The 19,161-nt window shown below is 48.6% G+C and carries 17 protein-coding genes; 8 read left to right on the top strand and 9 right to left on the bottom strand.

From position 1 onward, the window contains the following. Window positions 1-72 precede the first annotated feature (72 nt). Both AOT11_RS09090 and AOT11_RS09085 read right to left on the bottom strand, forming a co-directional pair. Complete coding sequence (locus AOT11_RS09090; RefSeq protein WP_017420030.1) at window positions 73-1,068, bottom strand: M48 family metallopeptidase; 996 nt, start codon at window positions 1,066-1,068, stop codon at window positions 73-75. Beyond that, on the bottom strand, window positions 1,068-2,240 hold the full coding sequence (locus tag AOT11_RS09085; protein ID WP_017420031.1) for a YjgN family protein: 1,173 nt from the start codon (window positions 2,238-2,240) through the stop codon (window positions 1,068-1,070). Before AOT11_RS09085 ends, AOT11_RS09090 begins: the two co-directional genes overlap by 1 nt. A 274-nt stretch (window positions 2,241-2,514) precedes the next feature. On the opposite strand from AOT11_RS09085, the gene AOT11_RS09080 reads away from it, so the two are divergent. Together AOT11_RS09080 and AOT11_RS09075 are read left to right on the top strand one after the other, a co-directional pair. Then, window positions 2,515-2,925 (top strand): DUF2061 domain-containing protein, encoded by a 411-nt coding sequence (locus AOT11_RS09080; RefSeq protein ID WP_026050232.1) that lies wholly within the window; start codon window positions 2,515-2,517, stop codon window positions 2,923-2,925. A 46-nt stretch (window positions 2,926-2,971) separates the two neighbouring features. Then, complete coding sequence (locus tag AOT11_RS09075; RefSeq protein WP_017420033.1) at window positions 2,972-3,466, top strand: GNAT family N-acetyltransferase; 495 nt, start codon at window positions 2,972-2,974, stop codon at window positions 3,464-3,466. Window positions 3,467-3,471: 5 nt separating this feature from the next. Here the strand turns inward: AOT11_RS09075 and AOT11_RS09070 are convergent, their stop codons facing one another. Then, the gene (locus AOT11_RS09070) at window positions 3,472-4,248 is read right to left on the bottom strand and encodes a glycosyl hydrolase 2 galactose-binding domain-containing protein (RefSeq protein WP_017420034.1); all 777 of its coding nucleotides are present in this window, start codon (window positions 4,246-4,248) and stop codon (window positions 3,472-3,474) included. Window positions 4,249-4,403: 155 nt separating this feature from the next. Beyond that, window positions 4,404-4,826, bottom strand: coding sequence for a ribonuclease E inhibitor RraB (gene rraB, locus AOT11_RS09065; RefSeq protein ID WP_011079425.1), 423 nt, complete (start codon window positions 4,824-4,826; stop codon window positions 4,404-4,406). 564 nt (window positions 4,827-5,390) lie between these two features. Between rraB and arcA the strand changes: the two genes are divergently transcribed. The 5 genes from arcA (at window position 5,391) to AOT11_RS09040 (ending at window position 9,914) form a co-directional block, all read left to right on the top strand. Further along, window positions 5,391-6,611, top strand: a complete 1,221-nt coding sequence (gene arcA, locus AOT11_RS09060) for an arginine deiminase (protein WP_017420035.1) — start codon at window positions 5,391-5,393, stop codon at window positions 6,609-6,611. Window positions 6,612-6,746: 135 nt separating this feature from the next. Further along, window positions 6,747-7,751 carry an ornithine carbamoyltransferase gene (locus AOT11_RS09055; RefSeq protein ID WP_017420036.1) on the top strand — a complete coding sequence of 335 codons (1,005 nt, stop codon included), beginning with the start codon at window positions 6,747-6,749 and terminating at the stop codon, window positions 7,749-7,751. A gap of 259 nt (window positions 7,752-8,010) precedes the next feature. After that, entirely contained in the window at window positions 8,011-8,940 is a 930-nt protein-coding gene (pyrB, locus tag AOT11_RS09050) for an aspartate carbamoyltransferase (RefSeq protein WP_017420037.1), read from the top strand. Window positions 8,941-8,954: 14 nt separating this feature from the next. After that, window positions 8,955-9,416: an aspartate carbamoyltransferase regulatory subunit gene (pyrI, locus tag AOT11_RS09045; RefSeq protein WP_011079421.1), complete on the top strand. Its 462-nt coding sequence runs from the start codon at window positions 8,955-8,957 to the stop codon at window positions 9,414-9,416. A 108-nt stretch (window positions 9,417-9,524) separates the two neighbouring features. Further along, window positions 9,525-9,914, top strand: a complete 390-nt coding sequence (locus AOT11_RS09040; protein WP_011079420.1) for a RidA family protein — start codon at window positions 9,525-9,527, stop codon at window positions 9,912-9,914. Between the two features lie 59 nt (window positions 9,915-9,973). On the opposite strand, the gene AOT11_RS09035 is transcribed toward AOT11_RS09040, so the two are convergent. The 3 genes from AOT11_RS09035 to rapA form a co-directional block, all read right to left on the bottom strand. After that, window positions 9,974-10,936, bottom strand: a complete 963-nt coding sequence (locus AOT11_RS09035) for a D-2-hydroxyacid dehydrogenase (protein ID WP_017420038.1) — start codon at window positions 10,934-10,936, stop codon at window positions 9,974-9,976. 56 nt (window positions 10,937-10,992) lie between these two features. Beyond that, window positions 10,993-11,745 (bottom strand): pseudouridine synthase, encoded by a 753-nt coding sequence (locus tag AOT11_RS09030; protein WP_017420039.1) that lies wholly within the window; start codon window positions 11,743-11,745, stop codon window positions 10,993-10,995. Between the two features lie 92 nt (window positions 11,746-11,837). Beyond that, on the bottom strand, window positions 11,838-14,747 hold the full coding sequence (rapA, locus tag AOT11_RS09025; RefSeq protein ID WP_017420040.1) for an RNA polymerase-associated protein RapA: 2,910 nt from the start codon (window positions 14,745-14,747) through the stop codon (window positions 11,838-11,840). A 521-nt stretch (window positions 14,748-15,268) separates the two neighbouring features. Here rapA and AOT11_RS09020 point away from each other — a divergent pair. Next, window positions 15,269-16,648 (top strand): PhoH family protein, encoded by a 1,380-nt coding sequence (locus AOT11_RS09020; protein ID WP_017420041.1) that lies wholly within the window; start codon window positions 15,269-15,271, stop codon window positions 16,646-16,648. A 218-nt stretch (window positions 16,649-16,866) separates the two neighbouring features. On the opposite strand, the gene tldD is transcribed toward AOT11_RS09020, so the two are convergent. Next, on the bottom strand, window positions 16,867-18,312 hold the full coding sequence (gene tldD / locus AOT11_RS09015; protein WP_017420042.1) for a metalloprotease TldD: 1,446 nt from the start codon (window positions 18,310-18,312) through the stop codon (window positions 16,867-16,869). A 22-nt stretch (window positions 18,313-18,334) separates the two neighbouring features. Continuing rightward, complete coding sequence (locus AOT11_RS09010; protein WP_017420043.1) at window positions 18,335-19,159, bottom strand: carbon-nitrogen hydrolase family protein; 825 nt, start codon at window positions 19,157-19,159, stop codon at window positions 18,335-18,337. Between the last annotated feature and the right edge of the window lie 2 nt (window positions 19,160-19,161).

The raw sequence follows: 19,161 nt of genomic DNA, 5'->3' as shown, positions 1-19,161 counted from the left end.
AAGGCAGCGTTATCGCTGCCTTTTTGTATTGATCCTCTACGGTGCACCGCGATTTCAGCAAAGCATGCTTGGTTACTCTTCCCTTGCGGCTTCAATTCGCTCGGCAAAATTAGGGTGAGAACTAAACCACTCCGGAAGATCCATCATTTCCTGCGTTTGAAACAGCTCGAACATCTCAGCCAATGGCGCACTCGTGCCATAGATCTGTTTCATTGCCTTTTTCGCGTACAGATCCGCTTGCGTTTCCGCTTCACGAGACTGACCATTGGAGACGATAAACACTCCAACCCCCGCTAGGTTATCAACAATCCCAGAACTTTCGCCTGTGATGAGAGAGACCGCTACCGAAAGAATGGTGGAGTGAACCACCTGCTTCATCATATGACGATGATGGACATGGCCCATCTCATGCAGAATGATGCTGTCCAACTGTTGCTGGGTTTGTGCAAGCGCCACCAGCTCATCAAGCAAAACAATCGTTCCTCCGGGGAGCGCAAACGCATTGGCGCCTTCTGGCATTGAACGAAACTCCACCTTGATGTCATACGGCAACTCTGGCAATACCTGCGCAAACTGTTGAACTCTTTGACGAATAGCACTCTGCTCCTCTTCAGGTAATTGACTGGGTTGCAACTGCAAATCAAGCGAATCCAGCACCTGCTCTCCAACGGCGATCGATAAGGAATCCGGTAAGCTCTCAGCGATCTTCTGACTTCCCCAAGGCAGCAGATAGTAATAGCCCCCCGCGATCACCGCCAAACACACCATGACAGAGAGAATCCAAGCAGGGATGTTGCCTTCCATTCGGTCAACAAAGCTTTGTTTTTTATGAAAACCCAGCCATTTCGATAACGCCGTACTGGGCTCTGTGACAAACACCCAACCATTCGGAAAGGAAATACGCACTGGTAAGCGACCTACAGGCTCACTGATTTTCAGGTAATGGTAATCAGCACTGAAAATCTCCCCATTCACATGCAGAGCAAGCAAGTGTGGTTGAGAAGTGTCGATCTCCGCCTCACAGCGCTCTGAGCTACGAGGCGGGAACGCGGTTCCAAAGATACGCATTAGCTGATACTGAGACCAAGATCAAACGCTTGCGCCACTTCATCACTGATGGCGTTCTTCACCGCAGAATCTTGATCGGTTGCTTTCAGCGTATCCATATCGCCAATGACACCAGTATGGCTAGCGACGTAGCGAGAGGTGCGCACCATCACCCAAGGACGAGCCAAGCCAAGCGTGATCACTTGCAACAGGAAGTTGGTGACAATCAAACTCATGTAATCCCAAGCACCAAAGGTTGACGCAAAACGAAACTCCGTCTCCAACTGAGTTTCTGCCGTTGCGGTCAGTCTCGAGAAAACATAATTGCGGATACGAGTCGTGGTATAGGCGGTGATGCCCAGTGACATCGTAATCGTCACCAGATAAGTCAGCACCACATACGCAAAATCCCCTTTCCCTTCCAGCAGGTCCACTTCGCCAGCAAAGATATTCATAATGTCAGAGCCCAACACAAACGTGCCCATCACAATCATAAAAGCCACTGCGGTTAAGAAACCAATCAACATCGCTTTACAGTACGTTTTCAAGAAGAAGCCCGTTTCAATCTTAGCGACAAACTTCCAATCCCCATACTGATAACCCGAGGCAAAATATTGATGAATACCCGCGACGACCCAAGCGTACAAAACAAACATCAGTACCAAGGTACCAAAACCCAATAATGTGGCTACCATCGCGGACGCATTGGCTGAAGCCACCACAATAGCGATGTAAATCGCGATAATAAGCAACGATGCCAGACCGCGACCTAGTATCGACATATAAGCCTCTTTCAACGAGCCATTAAAAGCAAAGTGGACATTTCGGTAACTGGTCATCGCAGAATCAAATCGGGCGTTGCTCCAGAGAAGCCAAGGGAGCGCCACATAGAACAGCGCAAACAACACCAACGATGCTAATGGAAAAAATGAGTTTGCTACCACCCAAATCAGCACTAGAGCGAGCGCCACCAAGCGCCCTTTGAGAAGTTGCATCGGTTGCGCGTGGTATTCGAAGTTATCACCCGCGATGAAGGTGTTGCCATAAAAGTAGCGCTTGGTGCGAACCTTGGCCCAAGCAGAGTAAATACCTAGCGTGATCACCGACAATAAGATGTTGACGATCCAGATACCAAAGAACTCCCCTCCTTGGCCTTTAAATTGAATTGAGTTCGTGATGTGCTTAGTGTCCATTCATTTTTATCCTGACGTTGTTTTTTCGATTTATTATTGATTAATCAAACATTAACTTTATAAAAAGCGTGTAATTTTAACCGAACGTCCGAAATACATTCAGTGACAAGGGTTTATTTTATCAACTGATTATTTATATAAATCAATCAATAAACACAATTAATAGCATTTAACTATTGAAATAATAAATTCAATCGACTTTAACTTTCATGCTTTTCCCATGATACTGTCACCAGTGGCAAAACGAGCCAAACGCATCATGAGAGATAAGATTATGAAAAAGACCATTACCTTTGCAGCGCTTCATTTTACGGTCGCTTTCACTGTCGCCTACGTCTTAACAGGCGATATCCTCATCGGCAGTTTGATTGCGATGATTGAACCGGCGGTCAATACCATTGCGTTTTACTTCCATGAAAAAGCATGGTCCACCGTGCCAGCGCTCAAAGCGCGTCAGTGGATGACGAAAATCAAGACCGCCAGTTTTGCTACCGTACATTTCAGCGTGGCATTTAGCGTGGTTTACTTGTTGACGGGTGATGCATTTGTCGGTGGGGTGATGGCATTACTCGAGCCGTCGATAAACACCGTGGTGTACTACTTCCACGAGAAGGTTTGGTTGCGCCACAGCGCGGCAAAACAAACACTCGATTCGCACAGTTTTTGTTTGCACCCAACCGTGTAGTGACTCTATAGTTTTGGCCATCATAATTTGAAATACGAATGGTCTTATGTCAGAAAAAATGGACTTTGTCTTACGCCCAATCACCGTTGAAGACAACGCCTCAATCGCCAATGTGATTCGTCAAGTCTCGGCGGAGTATGGGTTAACCGCCGATAAAGGCTACAGTGTTGCCGATCCAACCCTAGATGATCTTTTTAGCATCTACTCACAAGCAAATGCCGCCTATTGGGTGGTAGAACATCAAGGGAAGATCGTCGGTGGCGGTGGCTTTGCCGCGCTAGCAGGGGTCGAAGGCGTTTGCGAATTACAAAAAATGTACTTCTTACCCATTTGCCGTGGGCAGGGTTTGGCTAAGCAAATCGTCTCGCTCAGCCGCAGCGCCGCGAAAAAGATGGGTTATCAACGCTGTTACCTAGAAACGACCGCCTGCTTGAAAGAAGCCATTGCCCTGTATGAAAAGCTGGGATTTGAACATCTGCAAGCGCCACTCGGGCAAACCGGACACGACGCTTGTGAAGTGGTGATGATTTGCCGTTTATAAGGCAACTAGCGAATAAAGTGGGTAACCGAAGTTGCCTCATCGAGAGCAACTGGTGCGCTCAAGATCTGCCCATCAAGTTCAATTTCTAATTGATATTCGTGCTGTTGGCTCGGTGCGTCAATTTGGAATAGCGCACTGGCGTGATCGCTGCGCAGATCCAAAGGAATACTGTAGCGGCGGCCATCAAACTTAACTGAGGCTGAAATCAAACCTGATGCGTAGGTTTGATAGTAGAGATCCACTTTAAATTCGCACCCACCGCCATGGTGCCAGATTTGCTCGGTCGTCACGCGATCAAGACGAACGTGGCGGATAAACTGCAAATAGGGCTCTCGCCAGATCCCCATTCTTCCATCACTGGGTTGATAGGCATTTGCCCCTAACTCGCACAATGCCAGTCTGTCTTCCTCAAACAGCAATTCTTCTTCCTCTTCGAGAAAAAGAATTTCAAAGCGATTGCGTCCATGTTGCAGATAAGGACGAATATCTTTGCGATACTCAAACTGACTTTTATCACAATCAAACACAGCAATGCCGTTTAAGCGCACTTCGGCATGGTAATCCACTCCAGCAAGCACCATCTCAACCGCAGGATAAGCCAGCAAACTGTCATCCACTTCGATGTCGTGCATCAAGTGCCATTCTTGCGCTGCAATGGCTTGCTCAGAGAGGGAAGCAGGTAAAATCTCGCTCAGTGGCGCGGGAAAGCAGAGATCATCTTGTGGAATAGAGAGATCGGTAAGCGGGGAAAGTTGCCAATAACCAGTGAGTGAGAGTTGCATATCATAATTGAGCTAGATCAAGTTTGCTGCATTATATACACAACCCTGCTAATGAGCGAGTGCTGTTCTCTGTGTGGGTGTAACAAGATGAATAACAACGCTATGCGAGCAAACGGAACACAAACAAAAGCCGGCAATCGCCGGCTCTTGTTTTATTAGTCTTCGAAGTCTTCGTCTTCGTCGTCATCTTGGTATAGCGCATCTTCACCTTCGTAGTAAGTGCCCCAACCATCATAGATGATGTCGTATTTTTCAGCGAGATGAACCAACTTCTCTACTTGAGCGTCAATGGTTTCAGCGTCCAAGGTCGACTGCATGGTTGCATCACAACAAAGCAGCTTATTGCCATCTTCGTCTTCAGTTTCTTCAGCTTCAAGTACTTCAAAGCCCATCTTAAATGCTTCAACAACCGCTTTTTCTAGGGTGTCGAAATCTTCAGCAAATAGGTGGTGCTCGATTTCATACAGTGCTTCAGGATCGCTGCCATCTTCAAGCAGAGCAGCGATAATATCGCGAGTCTCTTCCTTTTGAATCTCAATTAACTCTTCTACTGATAGATATTCATCTTCGTGAGACATGTTTTAGCTCCGGAATCGTTACTCTAAATTGGATCTATTTGTTGCGGTGAAATATGGCATGGATCGCCCAGAAAAGCCACCGACAAAGCGACATACAACCTATCTTTTGCTGCTTAACCTAAAAATGGACCTTCACCACAATACAAAACAACACATTTTTAACAATAGTGCCAATTTATTAATATTCAGAACATCCTAACGCCAAGAAGATGAAATATAGATAAATAGAATTGCCCTTATCGCGCCACTTCATGCAGTAAGCAAATGCGCTTCTAGCATGAATAACGCCTAAGCTGAACGATAAAATGCAGTTTTTTGAATAAAAAGTCACGTTTTATTCAAAATGACTCAAAGTAAGCAAAGCACCGTTTACGCATAAAAAATCAATCCTACCGTGCTTTTTTTAAATACCAAACCGAAAAGCAAACATCCAAGAACAACAATCAATTCGGAATTTAAAACCAAAAATGACCAAAAATACCGAACTTAAACAAAGTTATATGATTTGCATCTTATACAAAAGATTGTCATAAATAGCGCCAGGATAAACTGTAAGGATGCAAAATGAGTAAGTTGTATGTAGGTTCTGAAGTCGGTCAGTTGCGCCGAGTCCTTCTTAATCGACCAGAAAGAGCCCTAACCCACCTTACCCCTTCAAATTGTCATGAACTGCTGTTTGACGATGTCTTACTGGTTGAAGCGGCAGGTAAAGAGCACGATGCGTTTGCCGATACGTTGCGCCAACAAGGTGTTGAGGTGCTACTTCTGCACGATTTGATGGTGGATACTCTCGCCGTGCCTGAAGCTAAGCAATGGCTGTTAGATGTTCAAATCTCCGATTTTCGCTACGGCCCGATTTTTGCGCGCGACTTACGCCGTTACCTTTCGGAGATGGACAATGAACACCTTGCAACTATTTTGCTGGGTGGTCTGGCTTACTCTGAATTACCCATTCAATCGGCCTCTATGCTGCCGCGCATGAAGCAGCCATTAGACTTCGTGATTGAACCGCTCCCGAACCACCTCTTTACCCGTGATACGTCATGTTGGGTTTATGGCGGTGTATCGCTCAATCCAATGATGAAACCCGCACGTCAACGTGAGACCAACCATTTGCGGGCAATTTATCAGTGGCACCCCATCTTCGCGGGGCAAGATTTCATCAAATACTTTGGCAACGAAGACCTGCATTACGACAACGCCAACATTGAAGGGGGCGATGTATTAGTGATAGGTAAAGGCGCTGTGCTGATTGGCATGTCAGAGCGCACCACACCACAAGGGGTGGAAAATTTAGCAGCTAACCTGTTTAAACATGGCCAAGCAAAGGAAGTGATCGCCATTGAGCTGCCAAAACATCGTTCGTGCATGCACTTAGATACGGTAATGACGCACATGGATGTTGATACTTTTTCTGTTTATCCAGAGATCATGCGTAAAGATCTGCACACTTGGCGCTTAACGCCAAAAGGCAATGGCGAGATGCACGTAGAAGCGTTGCATAACTATTTGCACGCCATTGAACGTGCACTGGGCTTGAATCACCTCAATATCATTACCACTGGTGGTGATAGTTATGAGGCAGAACGTGAACAGTGGAACGATGCCAATAACGTGTTAACCGTGAAACCAGGCGTGGTGATTGGTTATGAACGAAACGTCTACACCAATGAGAAATACGATAAAGCGGGCATTGAAGTGCTCACTATTCCGGGGAATGAATTAGGCCGTGGCCGTGGTGGTGCACGCTGCATGAGTTGCCCGATTGAGCGTGATGATATCTAACTTCGTGCTCATGTTCTCACTAAAGCCAACTTTTGAACTTGGCTTTTTTATTCTCAAATTTAAAATAATTATTCACAAAAGTAGCATTTCTATGTTTTACTAGCGCCATGACGATGGATAAATAAGGAACGAGTCATGGCATTTAATCTCCGGAATCGCAACTTCCTCAAGTTGTTGGACTTCTCGACAAAAGAGATCCAGTTTTTGATCGATCTGTCTGCTGATCTTAAGAAAGCCAAATACGCTGGCACTGAGCAGAAGAAACTACTGGGCAAAAACATTGCATTGATCTTTGAGAAAGCGTCAACTCGTACCCGATGTGCTTTTGAAGTCGCCGCCTTTGATCAAGGCGCACAAGTCACCTATATCGGCCCTTCTGGCTCGCAAATCGGCGATAAAGAGTCGATGAAAGACACTGCGCGAGTGTTGGGTCGCATGTACGATGGCATTCAATATCGTGGCTTTGGCCAAGCGATCGTCGAAGAACTTGGCGCTTATGCTGGTGTTCCGGTATGGAACGGCTTAACTGACGAATTTCATCCTACACAAATTCTTGCTGACTTTCTGACCATGCTTGAACACAGCCAAGGAAAACCACTTGCTGAGATCAAGTTTGCCTACCTTGGTGATGCGCGAAATAACGTCGGCAATTCGTTGATGGTGGGCGCTGCCAAAATGGGCATGGATGTTCGCCTTGTTGGCCCGCAAGCTTATTGGCCCGATGAAGAACTCGTGACCGCCTGCCAAGCCATTGCCAAACAAACCGGTGGCAAGATTACTCTGACCGAAAGTGTCGCTGAAGGGGTACAAGGCTGTGATTTCCTCTATACCGATGTTTGGGTCTCCATGGGGGAATCACCCGAGGCTTGGGATGAGCGAGTAGCCTTGATGAAGCCTTATCAAGTCAATATGAACGTCCTCAAGCAAACTGGCAATCCGAATGTCAAATTTATGCATTGCCTACCTGCTTTCCACAACGACGAAACCACCATTGGCAAACAAGTGGCCGACAAGTTTGGTATGAAAGGCTTGGAAGTAACCGAAGAGGTGTTTGAATCTGAGCACTCGATTGTATTTGATGAAGCCGAAAATCGCATGCACACCATCAAAGCCGTGATGGTTGCAACTTTAGGCAGTTAATCGATTACATTTCAGACCTAAAGCTTGATGTAATCGCTTGCGCTCGCTTTTCTTATGCGTATAATGCTCGGCAATTTGTCCGAGGGTTGGTAAATAACAATGGATCATCGCAGTAACAAAACACGACGAGCAGGTACGCAATCCCACCTGCATGGCGTCGTTTCTTCTGCCATTGTATTTGTTCAACCAATAGAATTTTGAAGCCTCCCGTAATGGGGGGCTTTTTTATGCCTGAAACATTCAGATAGGGAAGACGATTATGACAAACTCGCTTTATAAGAAGCACATTATCTCCATTCCAGAGCTTAGCCGCGCTGAGCTGGAATTGATTGTCAAAACGGCAGGTCAGTTAAAAGCAGAGCCAAACCCAGAACTGATAAAGAACAAGGTCGTCGCGAGTTGTTTCTTCGAGCCTTCCACCCGTACTCGCTTGTCGTTTGAAACGGCCATCCAACGCATCGGTGGCGATGTCATTGGTTTTGACGATGGTGGCAACACCTCGCTGGCAAAAAAAGGCGAAACGCTGTCTGACTCCGTGCAAGTCATCTCAAACTATGTGGATGCTTTTGTCATGCGTCACCCACAAGAAGGGGCCGCGCGTCTGGCTTCTGAATTTTCTAACGGCGTTCCGGTGATCAACGCCGGTGATGGTGCTAACCAGCATCCAACCCAAACGCTGCTTGATCTGTTCACCATCTCCGAAACGCAAGGTCGTTTGGACAACTTGAATGTGGCGTTTGTCGGTGACTTAAAATACGGCCGCACCGTACACTCGTTGACTCAAGCCTTGGCAAAATTCAGCAACATCCGCTTCTTCTTTGTGGCTCCGGATGCGTTGGCGATGCCAGATTACATTCTTGAAGATCTGGATGAAGCTGGCATCAGCTACAGTCTGCACACCGACATGGAAACCGTGATCCCTGAGCTGGACATTCTCTACATGACGCGCGTACAAAAAGAGCGTTTCGATGAATCGGAATACGCGCACATTAAGTCGGCCTACATCCTCACCGCAGCGCTATTGGAAGGCGCACGTGAGAACCTCAAAGTGCTGCATCCACTGCCACGTGTGGATGAAATCACCACTGACGTCGACAAAACACCGCACGCTTACTACTTCCAGCAAGCAGGAAACGGCGTTTACGCCCGTGAAGCCTTGTTGGCACTGGTACTGAACGAATCACTGTAAGTAGGAGAATCAAGATGAACAAAGAGACAAAATTGCAGGTTGAAGCGATTAAAAACGGTACAGTGATCGACCACATTCCAGCACAAGTAGGCATCAAGGTGCTCAAATTGTTTGATATGCACAACTCATCGCAGCGTGTCACCATTGGCTTAAATTTGCCTTCATCCGCTCTGGGTAACAAAGATTTGCTCAAGATTGAAAACGTGTTTATCAACGAAGAGCAAGCGAGCAAATTGGCCCTTTACGCGCCTCACGCCACCGTCAATCAAATTGAAGATTACCAAGTGGTGAAGAAGCTCGCGTTGGAGCTGCCTGAGTTTGTCAGTGATGTGTTTGAATGCCCAAACACCAACTGCATTACGCACAATGAGCCAGTTGCGAGTAACTTTCGCGTGTTTGAGAAAAAAGGCGACGTACGTTTGAAGTGTAAATATTGTGAAAAAGTCTTCTCCCGAGAGATCGTCACTGAGCGTTAATCGATACGATCCCCGCCTACCTAGCGGGGATTTTTTCTTTACCAATCATTTCTTTCACGGCACACTGAACGCTCTTTGTTTTCCTTGCAATCAAGACGGAACATAATAATGACTAAAGTACTTCATACAGACTCAGCACCTGCTGCAATCGGCCCATACATCCAAGGCGTAGACCTAGGCAATATGGTACTGACCTCTGGCCAAATCCCAGTAAACCCAGCAACAGGCGAAGTGCCAGCAGACATCGCAGCGCAAGCTCGCCAATCACTCGACAACGTCAAAGCGGTGGTAGAAGCCTCTGGCTTGACGGTAGGCGACATCGTGAAAATGACGGTATTCGTTAAAGATCTCAACGATTTTGGCACAGTAAATGAAGTGTATGGTAACTTCTTCGACGAGCACAACGTCGCGCACTACCCTGCACGTTCATGTGTGGAAGTGGCTCGTCTACCAAAAGACGTGGGCATCGAAATCGAAGCGATCGCGGTTCGTAAATAATCGCCAATCCAACCGATTTTAAAGGGTGACATTAAGTCACCCTTTTTCATGAGTGCTCGCTACACCAAACGGTTGAGCGTTTCACCTCGCCAATAGGCGTTGATGTTTTCCAGCAAAATCTCACACAACTGAGTAATCGCAGAATCACTGCCCCACGCCACATGCGGCGTGAGCAGCAAGTTTGGCAAATGCATGTTTGCGAGCAGTGGATTGGTTTCATCGGCAGGCTCTGCGGTAAACACGTCCACGCCAGCCGCCGCAATGTCACCCTCTTTCAACGCCTCGACCAAAGCCTGTTCATCGACTAAACCACCACGCCCAGTGTTGATTAAAATCGCGTTGCTTTTCATGCTGGCCAACTCTGCCGCGCCAATTAAATGTTGTGTTTGCGCGGAAAGCGGGCAATGAAGAGAAATCGCATCAGCCTGCGCCAGCACCTCTTCAAAAGGGTGATAACCCTGACGACAATCGTTTTGCCCTTTTCGCTCGGCAAACAGCACCTTCATACCCAAAGCTTGCGCCAACTGAGCCGTCGCTTGCCCTAATGCGCCAGAACCAATAATGCCTAACGTCGAGCCCGCCATATCGCCAATCGAGTGGCTAAAAAAGCAAAACTGCTTGTCCTTTTGCCATACTCCGGCAGCAATATCTTTATGATAGCCAAACAGGTTGCGACGCAGCGCAAACAGCATAGCAATCACGTGTTCAGGCACTGATCGCGTTGCGTAGCCTCGCACATTCGCGACGGCAATGCCTTGTTCCGCGCAATACTCCACATCGACGTTGTTAAATCCAGTTGCGGCGACTGCAATCATCCGCAAGTTCGGTAATTGCGCCAACACCGCTTGATTGAGCAGCACTTTATTGGTGATGACAATATCGGCCTCTTGCAGACGCTCAAGGACTTGCTCTGGCAACGTGAAATCGTATTCAACCCAGCGATGCTCAAACGCCAAGGTCGGCAGGGTAATGTGGGCAGGAATGGTGGCACGGTCGAGAAAAACCACAACAGGCAGCGACATAAAAACTCCTTACGCACTGCCAGTGAAAAGAAATCGAAAATGTGAAAGGCGAGAGCCTAGCTCTTGGGCAGCGACTTGTAATCCGGTAATTTACGCGCAGGATCGAAATATGAAAAGATCATCTCTTCGGCATCCGGATAAAAGTCACAAGGAACGAACAAGCTGCGTAGCCAATGACTCTTAGGATGATAAAAACTCAGCTCTGCGGCATGCAATTCAAGACGATCGGAGAAGGTAAACGCGTCACCTTGGGAGTAAAATTCATCGCCGACGATCGGATGCCCTAATGCCTGCATGTGTACGCGCAGCTGGTGCGAACGCCCCGTTACGGGAAGTAAACGCATAATCGTGGTTTGTGCTCCATTGGCATGCACTTCGCGTTTGGCAACTTGAAACGCCGTTTGCGATGGCTTGCCATGTTCATGACACACCTTCTGCATCGGGCGGTTTGGCCAATCACAAATCAGTGGCAAATCAATCATGCCTGAATCTGCTTCTACATGGCCCCACACGCGTGCGTAGTAGACCTTATGCGTTAAACGGTATTGAAACTGCTTCTTTAATGCCGCTTCTGCGCGCTTGTTCTTGGCAAACACCATTAAACCTGAGGTCGACATATCCAGGCGATGCACCACTTGGATCTCCGGATACTGCTCTTGCAAGCGGCTCCACATGCTGTCGTGATGCTCTGGCAAGCGCCCCGGAACCGAAAGCAATCCCGAAGGTTTGTTGACCGCCAAAATATGGTCATCTTCGAAAATAATCTCCGTCCAAGGATCGGTCGGTGGAAGGTACTCAAGCATTGCCATGACAAAGTCTCACTGCAAAATTAACGGGCATATTGTAATAACAAAACGGCTCCAGTAAAGGAGCCGATGGTCGTTTAGCGGATCACTCGGGATCAGTTATGGCTCACCACAATCAGACGCAGTGAATCCAACTGGAACTGCGCCTTCGCGATGTAACCGTTCAACTCTTTGATTTGCGAATCAATCGCTTCAATTTCTTCATCACGGATGTTCGGGTTGACCGCTTTCAATGCTTGCAGACGCTCAAGTTCGCTATTTAGGCTCTGCTGCATCTCTTGCTGTGCTTGCTGACGAATTGCTTCGACATTTTCCACCACCAACTGGTCACCCGCTTCAATCAAACGATGGATATCGTTTTGCACCGACGAAACCAATTTGCTCGCCAAATGGCGATTCACTGGGCTCAATTGACGGTTAAAGCTTTCAAATTCCACTTGGGCAGAGAGATCGTTGCCACGAGCGTCCATCATCAAACGAATTGGCGTGCGAGGTAAGAAGCGACCAATACCACTGCGTTTCGGCGCTTGCGCGTCCACCGCATAAATCAGCTCCAACAGCAAAGTGCCGACTGGCAATGCTTTGTTCTTGAGCAGAGAAACGGCACAAGTGCCCACCCCTTCACTCATCAGTAAATCCATACCACCTTGGATCATTGGGTGTTCCCAACTGATAAAGTGCATGTCTTCGCGTGACAACGCCGTATCACGGTCGAAGGTAATCGTCGCGCCTTCGTATGGCAAACCTGGGTAGCTCGGCACCATCATGTGCTCCGATGGCGTTACCACGATGGCATTTTCACCTTTGTCATCTTGGTTCAAACCAATGGTGTCAAACAAGCTAAGCGCAAAACTCACTAGGTTGGTATCGCCATCTTTGGCGGCAATCTCCGCCACGATTTGCTGTGCTTTCTCACCACCGTTGGAATGCATTTCCAACAAACGGTCACGCCCTTGCTCTAGATCGGCTTTCAACGCTTGATTCAGTTTGGCGGATTCCGCAATCACATCATCCAACGCCTCATTGGAACCCGATGCCAACATCTCGATCAGTTGATCAGAGACTTGGTCATAGACCGTGCGGCCTGTTGGGCAAGTTTCAGCAAATGCATTGAGGCCTTCATTAAACCAACGCGCCAAGACTTCTTGTGCCGTTCCTTGCAGGTAAGGCACATGAATATCGATATCGCGTTTTTGACCAATACGGTCCAAACGGCCAATACGTTGTTCAAGCAAATCTGGGTTGAATGGCAGATCAAACATCACCAACTGATTAGCAAATTGGAAGTTACGACCTTCAGAGCCGATTTCACTACAAATCAGCACCTGCGCGCCGCCCTCTTCTTGCGCGAAGTAAGCCGCAGCTTTGTCTCGCTCAAGAATCGACATGCCTTCATGGAAAACGGTAGCACGAATGCCTTCACGCTCACGTAATGCTTGTTCCAGTTGCAACGCCGTGCTGGCACGCGAAGCGATCACGAGAACTTTCTCACTGCGTTGCGCTTTCAGTTTTTCCAGCAACCAGTTTACACGGCAGTCAAACTGCCACCAGCTCGACTCTTCCCCTTCAAATTCTTGGAAGATCTCTTCTGGGTAGAGGTTTTTCATCGCACGCGCTTCTGGGGCCAACTTGCCACCGATCATGCCCGAAACACGCATCGAGGTGGTGTATTGGGTTGGGATCGGCATCGGCAACAGGTGCACATTACGCACAGGGAAACCTTTGATCGCCGCACGGGTGTTACGGAACAAGACACGCCCAGTGCCGTGGCGGTCCATCAAGTTATCAATCAACTCTTGGCGAGCGATCGCTTTGCTCTCTTCATCCGCATTGCTTTCAATGATGCGGAACAGCGGCTCAACGTCCTGCTCGGAAAGCAGTTCCGTGATTTGGTTTTTCGCCTCATCCGCCAGCTTCACGCCGGAGAATAACGCAGTAATCGCATCCGCAACCGGGGCGTATTGCGCTTCTTCTTCAACAAACGCAGCGTAGTCGTAGAAACGGTCTGAATCGAGAAGGCGCAAACGGGCAAAGTGACTCTCACGGCCAAGCTGTTCTGGGGTTGCGGTCAACAGCAACACACCAGGGGTGCGTTCTGCTAGCCCTTCGACCACTTGGTAGCCACGGCTTGGTTTGTCTTGGCTCCACTCAAGGTGGTGCGCTTCGTCTACCACCAGCAGATCCCAGTCGGCTTCAAGCGCTTGCTCAAAACGCTTGCGACTTTTACGCAAGAAATCGAGTGAACACAGTACGTACTGCTGGGTATCAAATGGGTTATCTGACTCGGCAAACGCTTCGATACAGCGTTCTTCATCAAAGATAGAGAAATGCAGATTGAAACGACGCATCATCTCCACCAACCACTGGTGTTGCAGCGTTTCCGGCACCACGATCAGGATGCGTTCAGCACGGCCAAGCAGCACTTGCTGGTGAATGATCATGCCCGCTTCAATGGTTTTACCCAAACCCACTTCATCCGCCAGCAATACGCGTGGCGCATGACGACGACCCACTTCGTGGGCAATGTAAAGCTGATGGGGGATCAAGCCCGCACGCATGCCACAGAGGCCACGCATTGGACTGCGGTGTTGCTCGTATTGATTTTTGAGTGCGCGGTAACGCAACACAAAGTTGTCCATGCGGTCGATTTGACCGGCGTACATTTTGTCTTGCGGTTTATTAAAACGAATTTGGTTGCTCAGGAAGATTTCACGCAGTGCAACACCAGTTTCTTCAGTGTCTTCACGCGTGCCAAGGTAGGTATATAACCCATTCTCTTCCACCACTTGTTCCACTTTGAGTGACCAACCTTCTTGGCACTCAACCACATCACCGACATTAAAAACTACTCGGGTTACCGGCGCATCGTTACTGGCGTAAACTCGGTTCTCTTCTGATGCTGCAAACATCAGTGTCACGGTGCGAGCATCTAACGCCACTACCGTACCTAAACCCAAATCGCTCTCCGTATCGCTGATCCAGCGCTGCCCCAAAGCAAATGCCATGAATAGACTACCTCGTTTTAATTGTGAATCTTAAAAGCTTAGTTCTGCTTTTTGTCACCGCCAAACGGGACAAATCAATTATCAATCGATGAATAATTCGCCGCAGAAAAAGGTCGCTAATCTTACTTGATGGCGTGATGGAGGTCACGCTCAAACACTCGGAATCTCGATATTTTTTTCAAGGCGTGACGATGAAATCAAAATGTAAACAAAGCGTGTCATTTGTGAGTCCTGGTGTTCCAAAAATGACGTATACTCGAATTAAGCCAGCATGAACGCGTCAGAAAAATAACTCGGCACAATTCATGCTAGCTTTAACGTAATCGATTTGGATCAACACGGGTTTGCAGTAAGTCGTCTCGCTACTCGGTTGACATGCCATAAGCGCCCCAATTGGTGCCTCTGTCGGTATATTACGCCGTATGCTCACGACCTCTGCTGCAGGCAAGATGCTAAGCAGGAAGCCAACTCTTCCGCTTAGTGTACTTTGAGCAAAGCCGGTTTTACGGCAAGGAGACGCTATGGGCGATACCGATCGGAAACTGTTTGTACTTGATACCAACATACTGCTACACGAACCCTTCGCTATTTATTCCTTTAAAGAGCATGACGTCGTCATCCCTATGACGGTGCTCGAAGAACTCGACAGAATCAAAGACAGCAAACGAGATGTGGCCCGTGATGCTCGAGTGGCCATTCGGGCGTTGGAAGATCTTTTCAAAGACGCGACACCGGATGAAATTTCAGACGGTATTCCTGTATCGAAAGAGGGCGAAGGCCGCGGCACCATTTCTATTCTGGCCGATTTTGAATTGCAAGAAACCGTCAAAGCGTTCGCCGATAAAGCGGGCGACAACCGTATCCTTAATGCTGTGCTCTACCTGCAAAACAAGCGTGCCCCACGCGAAGTGGTGTTGGTCACCAAAGACATCAACATGCGCCTACGTGCCAAAGGCGCAGGGGTGCGGTATGTGGAAGATTACCGCACCGACCAATTGATTGATGACATTCAATACCTCACCAAAGGCTACCAAGTTCGAGAAGGCGAATTTTGGAGTCAAGTGGATCAAGTGGAAAGCTACGCGTTGGAAGGGCGCACTTTTCATAAGTTGGATCGTGCTCCATTTGATCCGACGTTTATCAATCAATACGTGGTGGATGAGGAAGAGAGTGATTTCGTTGGCCGTGTCGAAACCATCGATGGTGACAAATTGACGCTGCTCGATCTCAGCCGTGAGCGCCTGATGCACCGCAAAGCATGGGACATCACACCGAAAAACATCTACCAAGCGATGGCATTGGACGCCTTGCTCGATCCCGACATCGATCTCGTGATCCTCACTGGCGCGGCGGGCAGTGGTAAAACCTTGCTGGCACTCGCGGCAGCGCTTGAACAAACCATTGAAAAAGGCATGTTCGATAAGATCATCGTTACGCGAAACACCCCAGACATTGGCGAGTCAATCGGCTTCTTACCGGGTACGGAAGAAGAGAAAATGATGCCTTGGCTGGCGGCGGTCACCGATACCTTAGAAGCACTGCACAAGCACGATCACTGCACCGAAGGATCCTTGAAGTACATTGTCGACAAAGCCAACATTCAGTTTAAGTCGATCAACTTTATGCGCGGCCGTTCGATCCAAAATGCATTTGTTCTGCTCGATGAGTGTCAAAACCTCACCGCCTCACAGATCAAAACCATTATTACTCGCTGCGGCGAAGGGACGAAGATCGTCTGTTCCGGTAACCTTGCACAGATCGATTCTCACTACCTCACCCCCGTTACTTCGGGGTTAACTTACATGGTTGAGCGCTTTAAGAACTTTGAAGGCAGCGCCAACATTCACCTTAATGGCGTGGTACGCAGCCGCTTAGCTGAATTTGCCGAGGAGAATTTGTAGTGGAGAACGGAGCTAGGAGCTAGGAGCTAGGAACTAGGAACTAGGAACTAGGAACTAGGAACTAGGAACTAGGAACTAGGAACTAGGAACTAGGAACTAGGAACTAGGAACTAGGAACTAGGAACTAGGAGCTAGGGTACTTGTTAGAGCTGAAATGAGTAAACAAGTTTACTCGCAAAGAAAAAGGGGCGAACACGTCGCCCCTTTGATTTCTTGGATTACTCGGTACCACCCACGGTGATCGAGTCCAGCTTGAGGGTTGGCTGACCAACACCAACAGGAATGCTCTGCCCAGCTTTACCACATACGCCGACACCGCGATCGATGCTGAGATCGTTACCCACCATCGAGACTTGCTGCATCGCTTCGATCCCCGAGCCGATCAAGGTTGCCCCTTTCACAGGGCGGGTGATCTTGCCGTCTTCAATCAAATACGCTTCTGAGGTGGAGAACACAAATTTACCGGAAGTAATGTCCACCTGACCGCCACCAAAGTTCGGTGCGTACAAGCCTTTCTTCACCGTCGAAATGATCTCTTCTGGGGTATGCTGACCTGGCAACATATAGGTATTGGTCATACGCGGCATCGGTAAATGGGCGTACGATTCACGGCGGCCATTGCCGGTTGGGTTAACTCCCATCAAACGCGCGTTGAGCTTATCTTGCATGTAACCTTTCAACACACCATTTTCGATCAGCGTGTTGTACTGGCCATTCACCCCTTCATCATCGACGTTAAGTGAGCCGCGCAAATCTTTTAAGGTGCCATCATCAACAATGGTACACAGAGAAGAAGTCACTTGCTGACCGACTTTGCCAGAGAAAACCGAAGAGCCTTTACGGTTGAAATCGCCTTCCAAACCATGACCAACCGCTTCATGCAGAAGAACGCCCGGCCAACCAGAACCAAGAACGACTGGCATGGTTCCCGCTGGCGCGGCATCGGCTTCCAAGTTCACCAACGCCATGCGAATTGCTTCATCGGCAAAATGAAACGCGCGTTGGACGCCGTCTTCATCACCGATAAAGAAATCGTAGCCAAAACGACCACCACCACCCGAGCTACCACGCTCGCGTCGTTCGCCTTTTTCCGCCAATACGCTGATTGAAAGGCGAACTAACGGGCGAATATCCCCTGCGTACGTTCCATCCGTCGCCGCCACCAGCATTTGCTCGTGCACGCCACTAAGGCTAATCGACACTTCTTTGATCAGCGGCTCTTTCGTACGAATGTAAGCATCCAGTGATTTAAGCAGTTCGGTTTTCTGTTGTTTTTCCCACTCCGTCAGTGGGTTGACTGCAGCGTAGTAGCGCTGGTTTTCGCTGCGTTTAAACGCGTGAACTTGGCCATTTTGCCCCTGTTGAGCAATGCCTCGTGCCGCAATCGCACTTTGCTTTAAACCATCCAACTGAATTTGATCGGAATAGGCGAAACCCGTTTTCTCGCCCGTCACGGCACGCACGCCGACACCACAATCAATGTTAAATGAGCCATCTTTGATAATGCTGTCTTCCAACACCAGTGACTCATGCCAACTGGATTGAAAATAGATATCGGCATAGTCAATTTGACGCGTCGCAATACTGCCTAACGTAGCAGCGATATCCTCTGCCGTCAGGCCCCCGGGTGCTAACAGCGCTTCTTCAATCTGATTTATGCTCATAAGCTTGGCTCTGCCTTGTTATTCAATCTTTATTGTCTAGTAAATGAGTAAAACGGCTGTGTTTCACCACTGGCATTTTACGTCGAATCGTGTCACTTAAGGCTAAGTCTATCTCTGCAAGCAGCAAATCACCTTGTTGCGGTAATTGTGCGACGACTTTCCCCCAAGGGTCAATGACCATAGAGTGGCCCCACGTTTCACGACTGGCGGAATGCATTCCGCCTTGTGCTGCGGCGATCACCCAGCACTGATTTTCTATCGCTCGAGCGCGCAAAAGGATTTCCCAATGCGCCTCTCCAGTCACCGCCGTAAACGCCGCTGGCACCAACAAAATATCCGCTCCCTGTTGGCGTAGTGTTTGGTACAACGCTGGAAAGCGAACATCATAGCAAATGGAAAGCCCTAAACGGCCTATGGGCGTGGTCACCACACTGCAGCGATCACCAGCCAAAAAGCTGTCTGATTCACGGTAGTGCCCATGGCCATCGCTGACCTCCACATCAAACATGTGCAGCTTGCTGTAATGACCAAGACGTTCGCCATTGGGGCCAAAAACCAAGCTGGTGGTGGTAACGTCATGCCCTTGACGAATCGGCATACTGCCAATCACTAAGGTCACTGACAGCCGCTGCGCAAGCTGCGCCATGGCTTGTTGCAATGGGCCATCACCAAGCGGTTCGGCATGCCGATGGTAATCCTCTCGGCCACCAAACAGCAAAGCGTTTTCTGGGGTCACCACCAAGCTTGCCCCCTGAAGCGCCGCCTGCTCTGCCCAATGCTCAATATAAGCCACATTGTCTGTACAGTCTGACGTTGACGTCATTTGAATAATGGCGATCCTTTCCATCA

The organism is Vibrio vulnificus NBRC 15645 = ATCC 27562 (assembly GCF_002224265.1).
GTDB classification, from domain to species: Bacteria; Pseudomonadota; Gammaproteobacteria; order Enterobacterales; family Vibrionaceae; genus Vibrio; species Vibrio vulnificus.
This window is presented reverse-complemented; position numbering and strand designations above follow the sequence as displayed.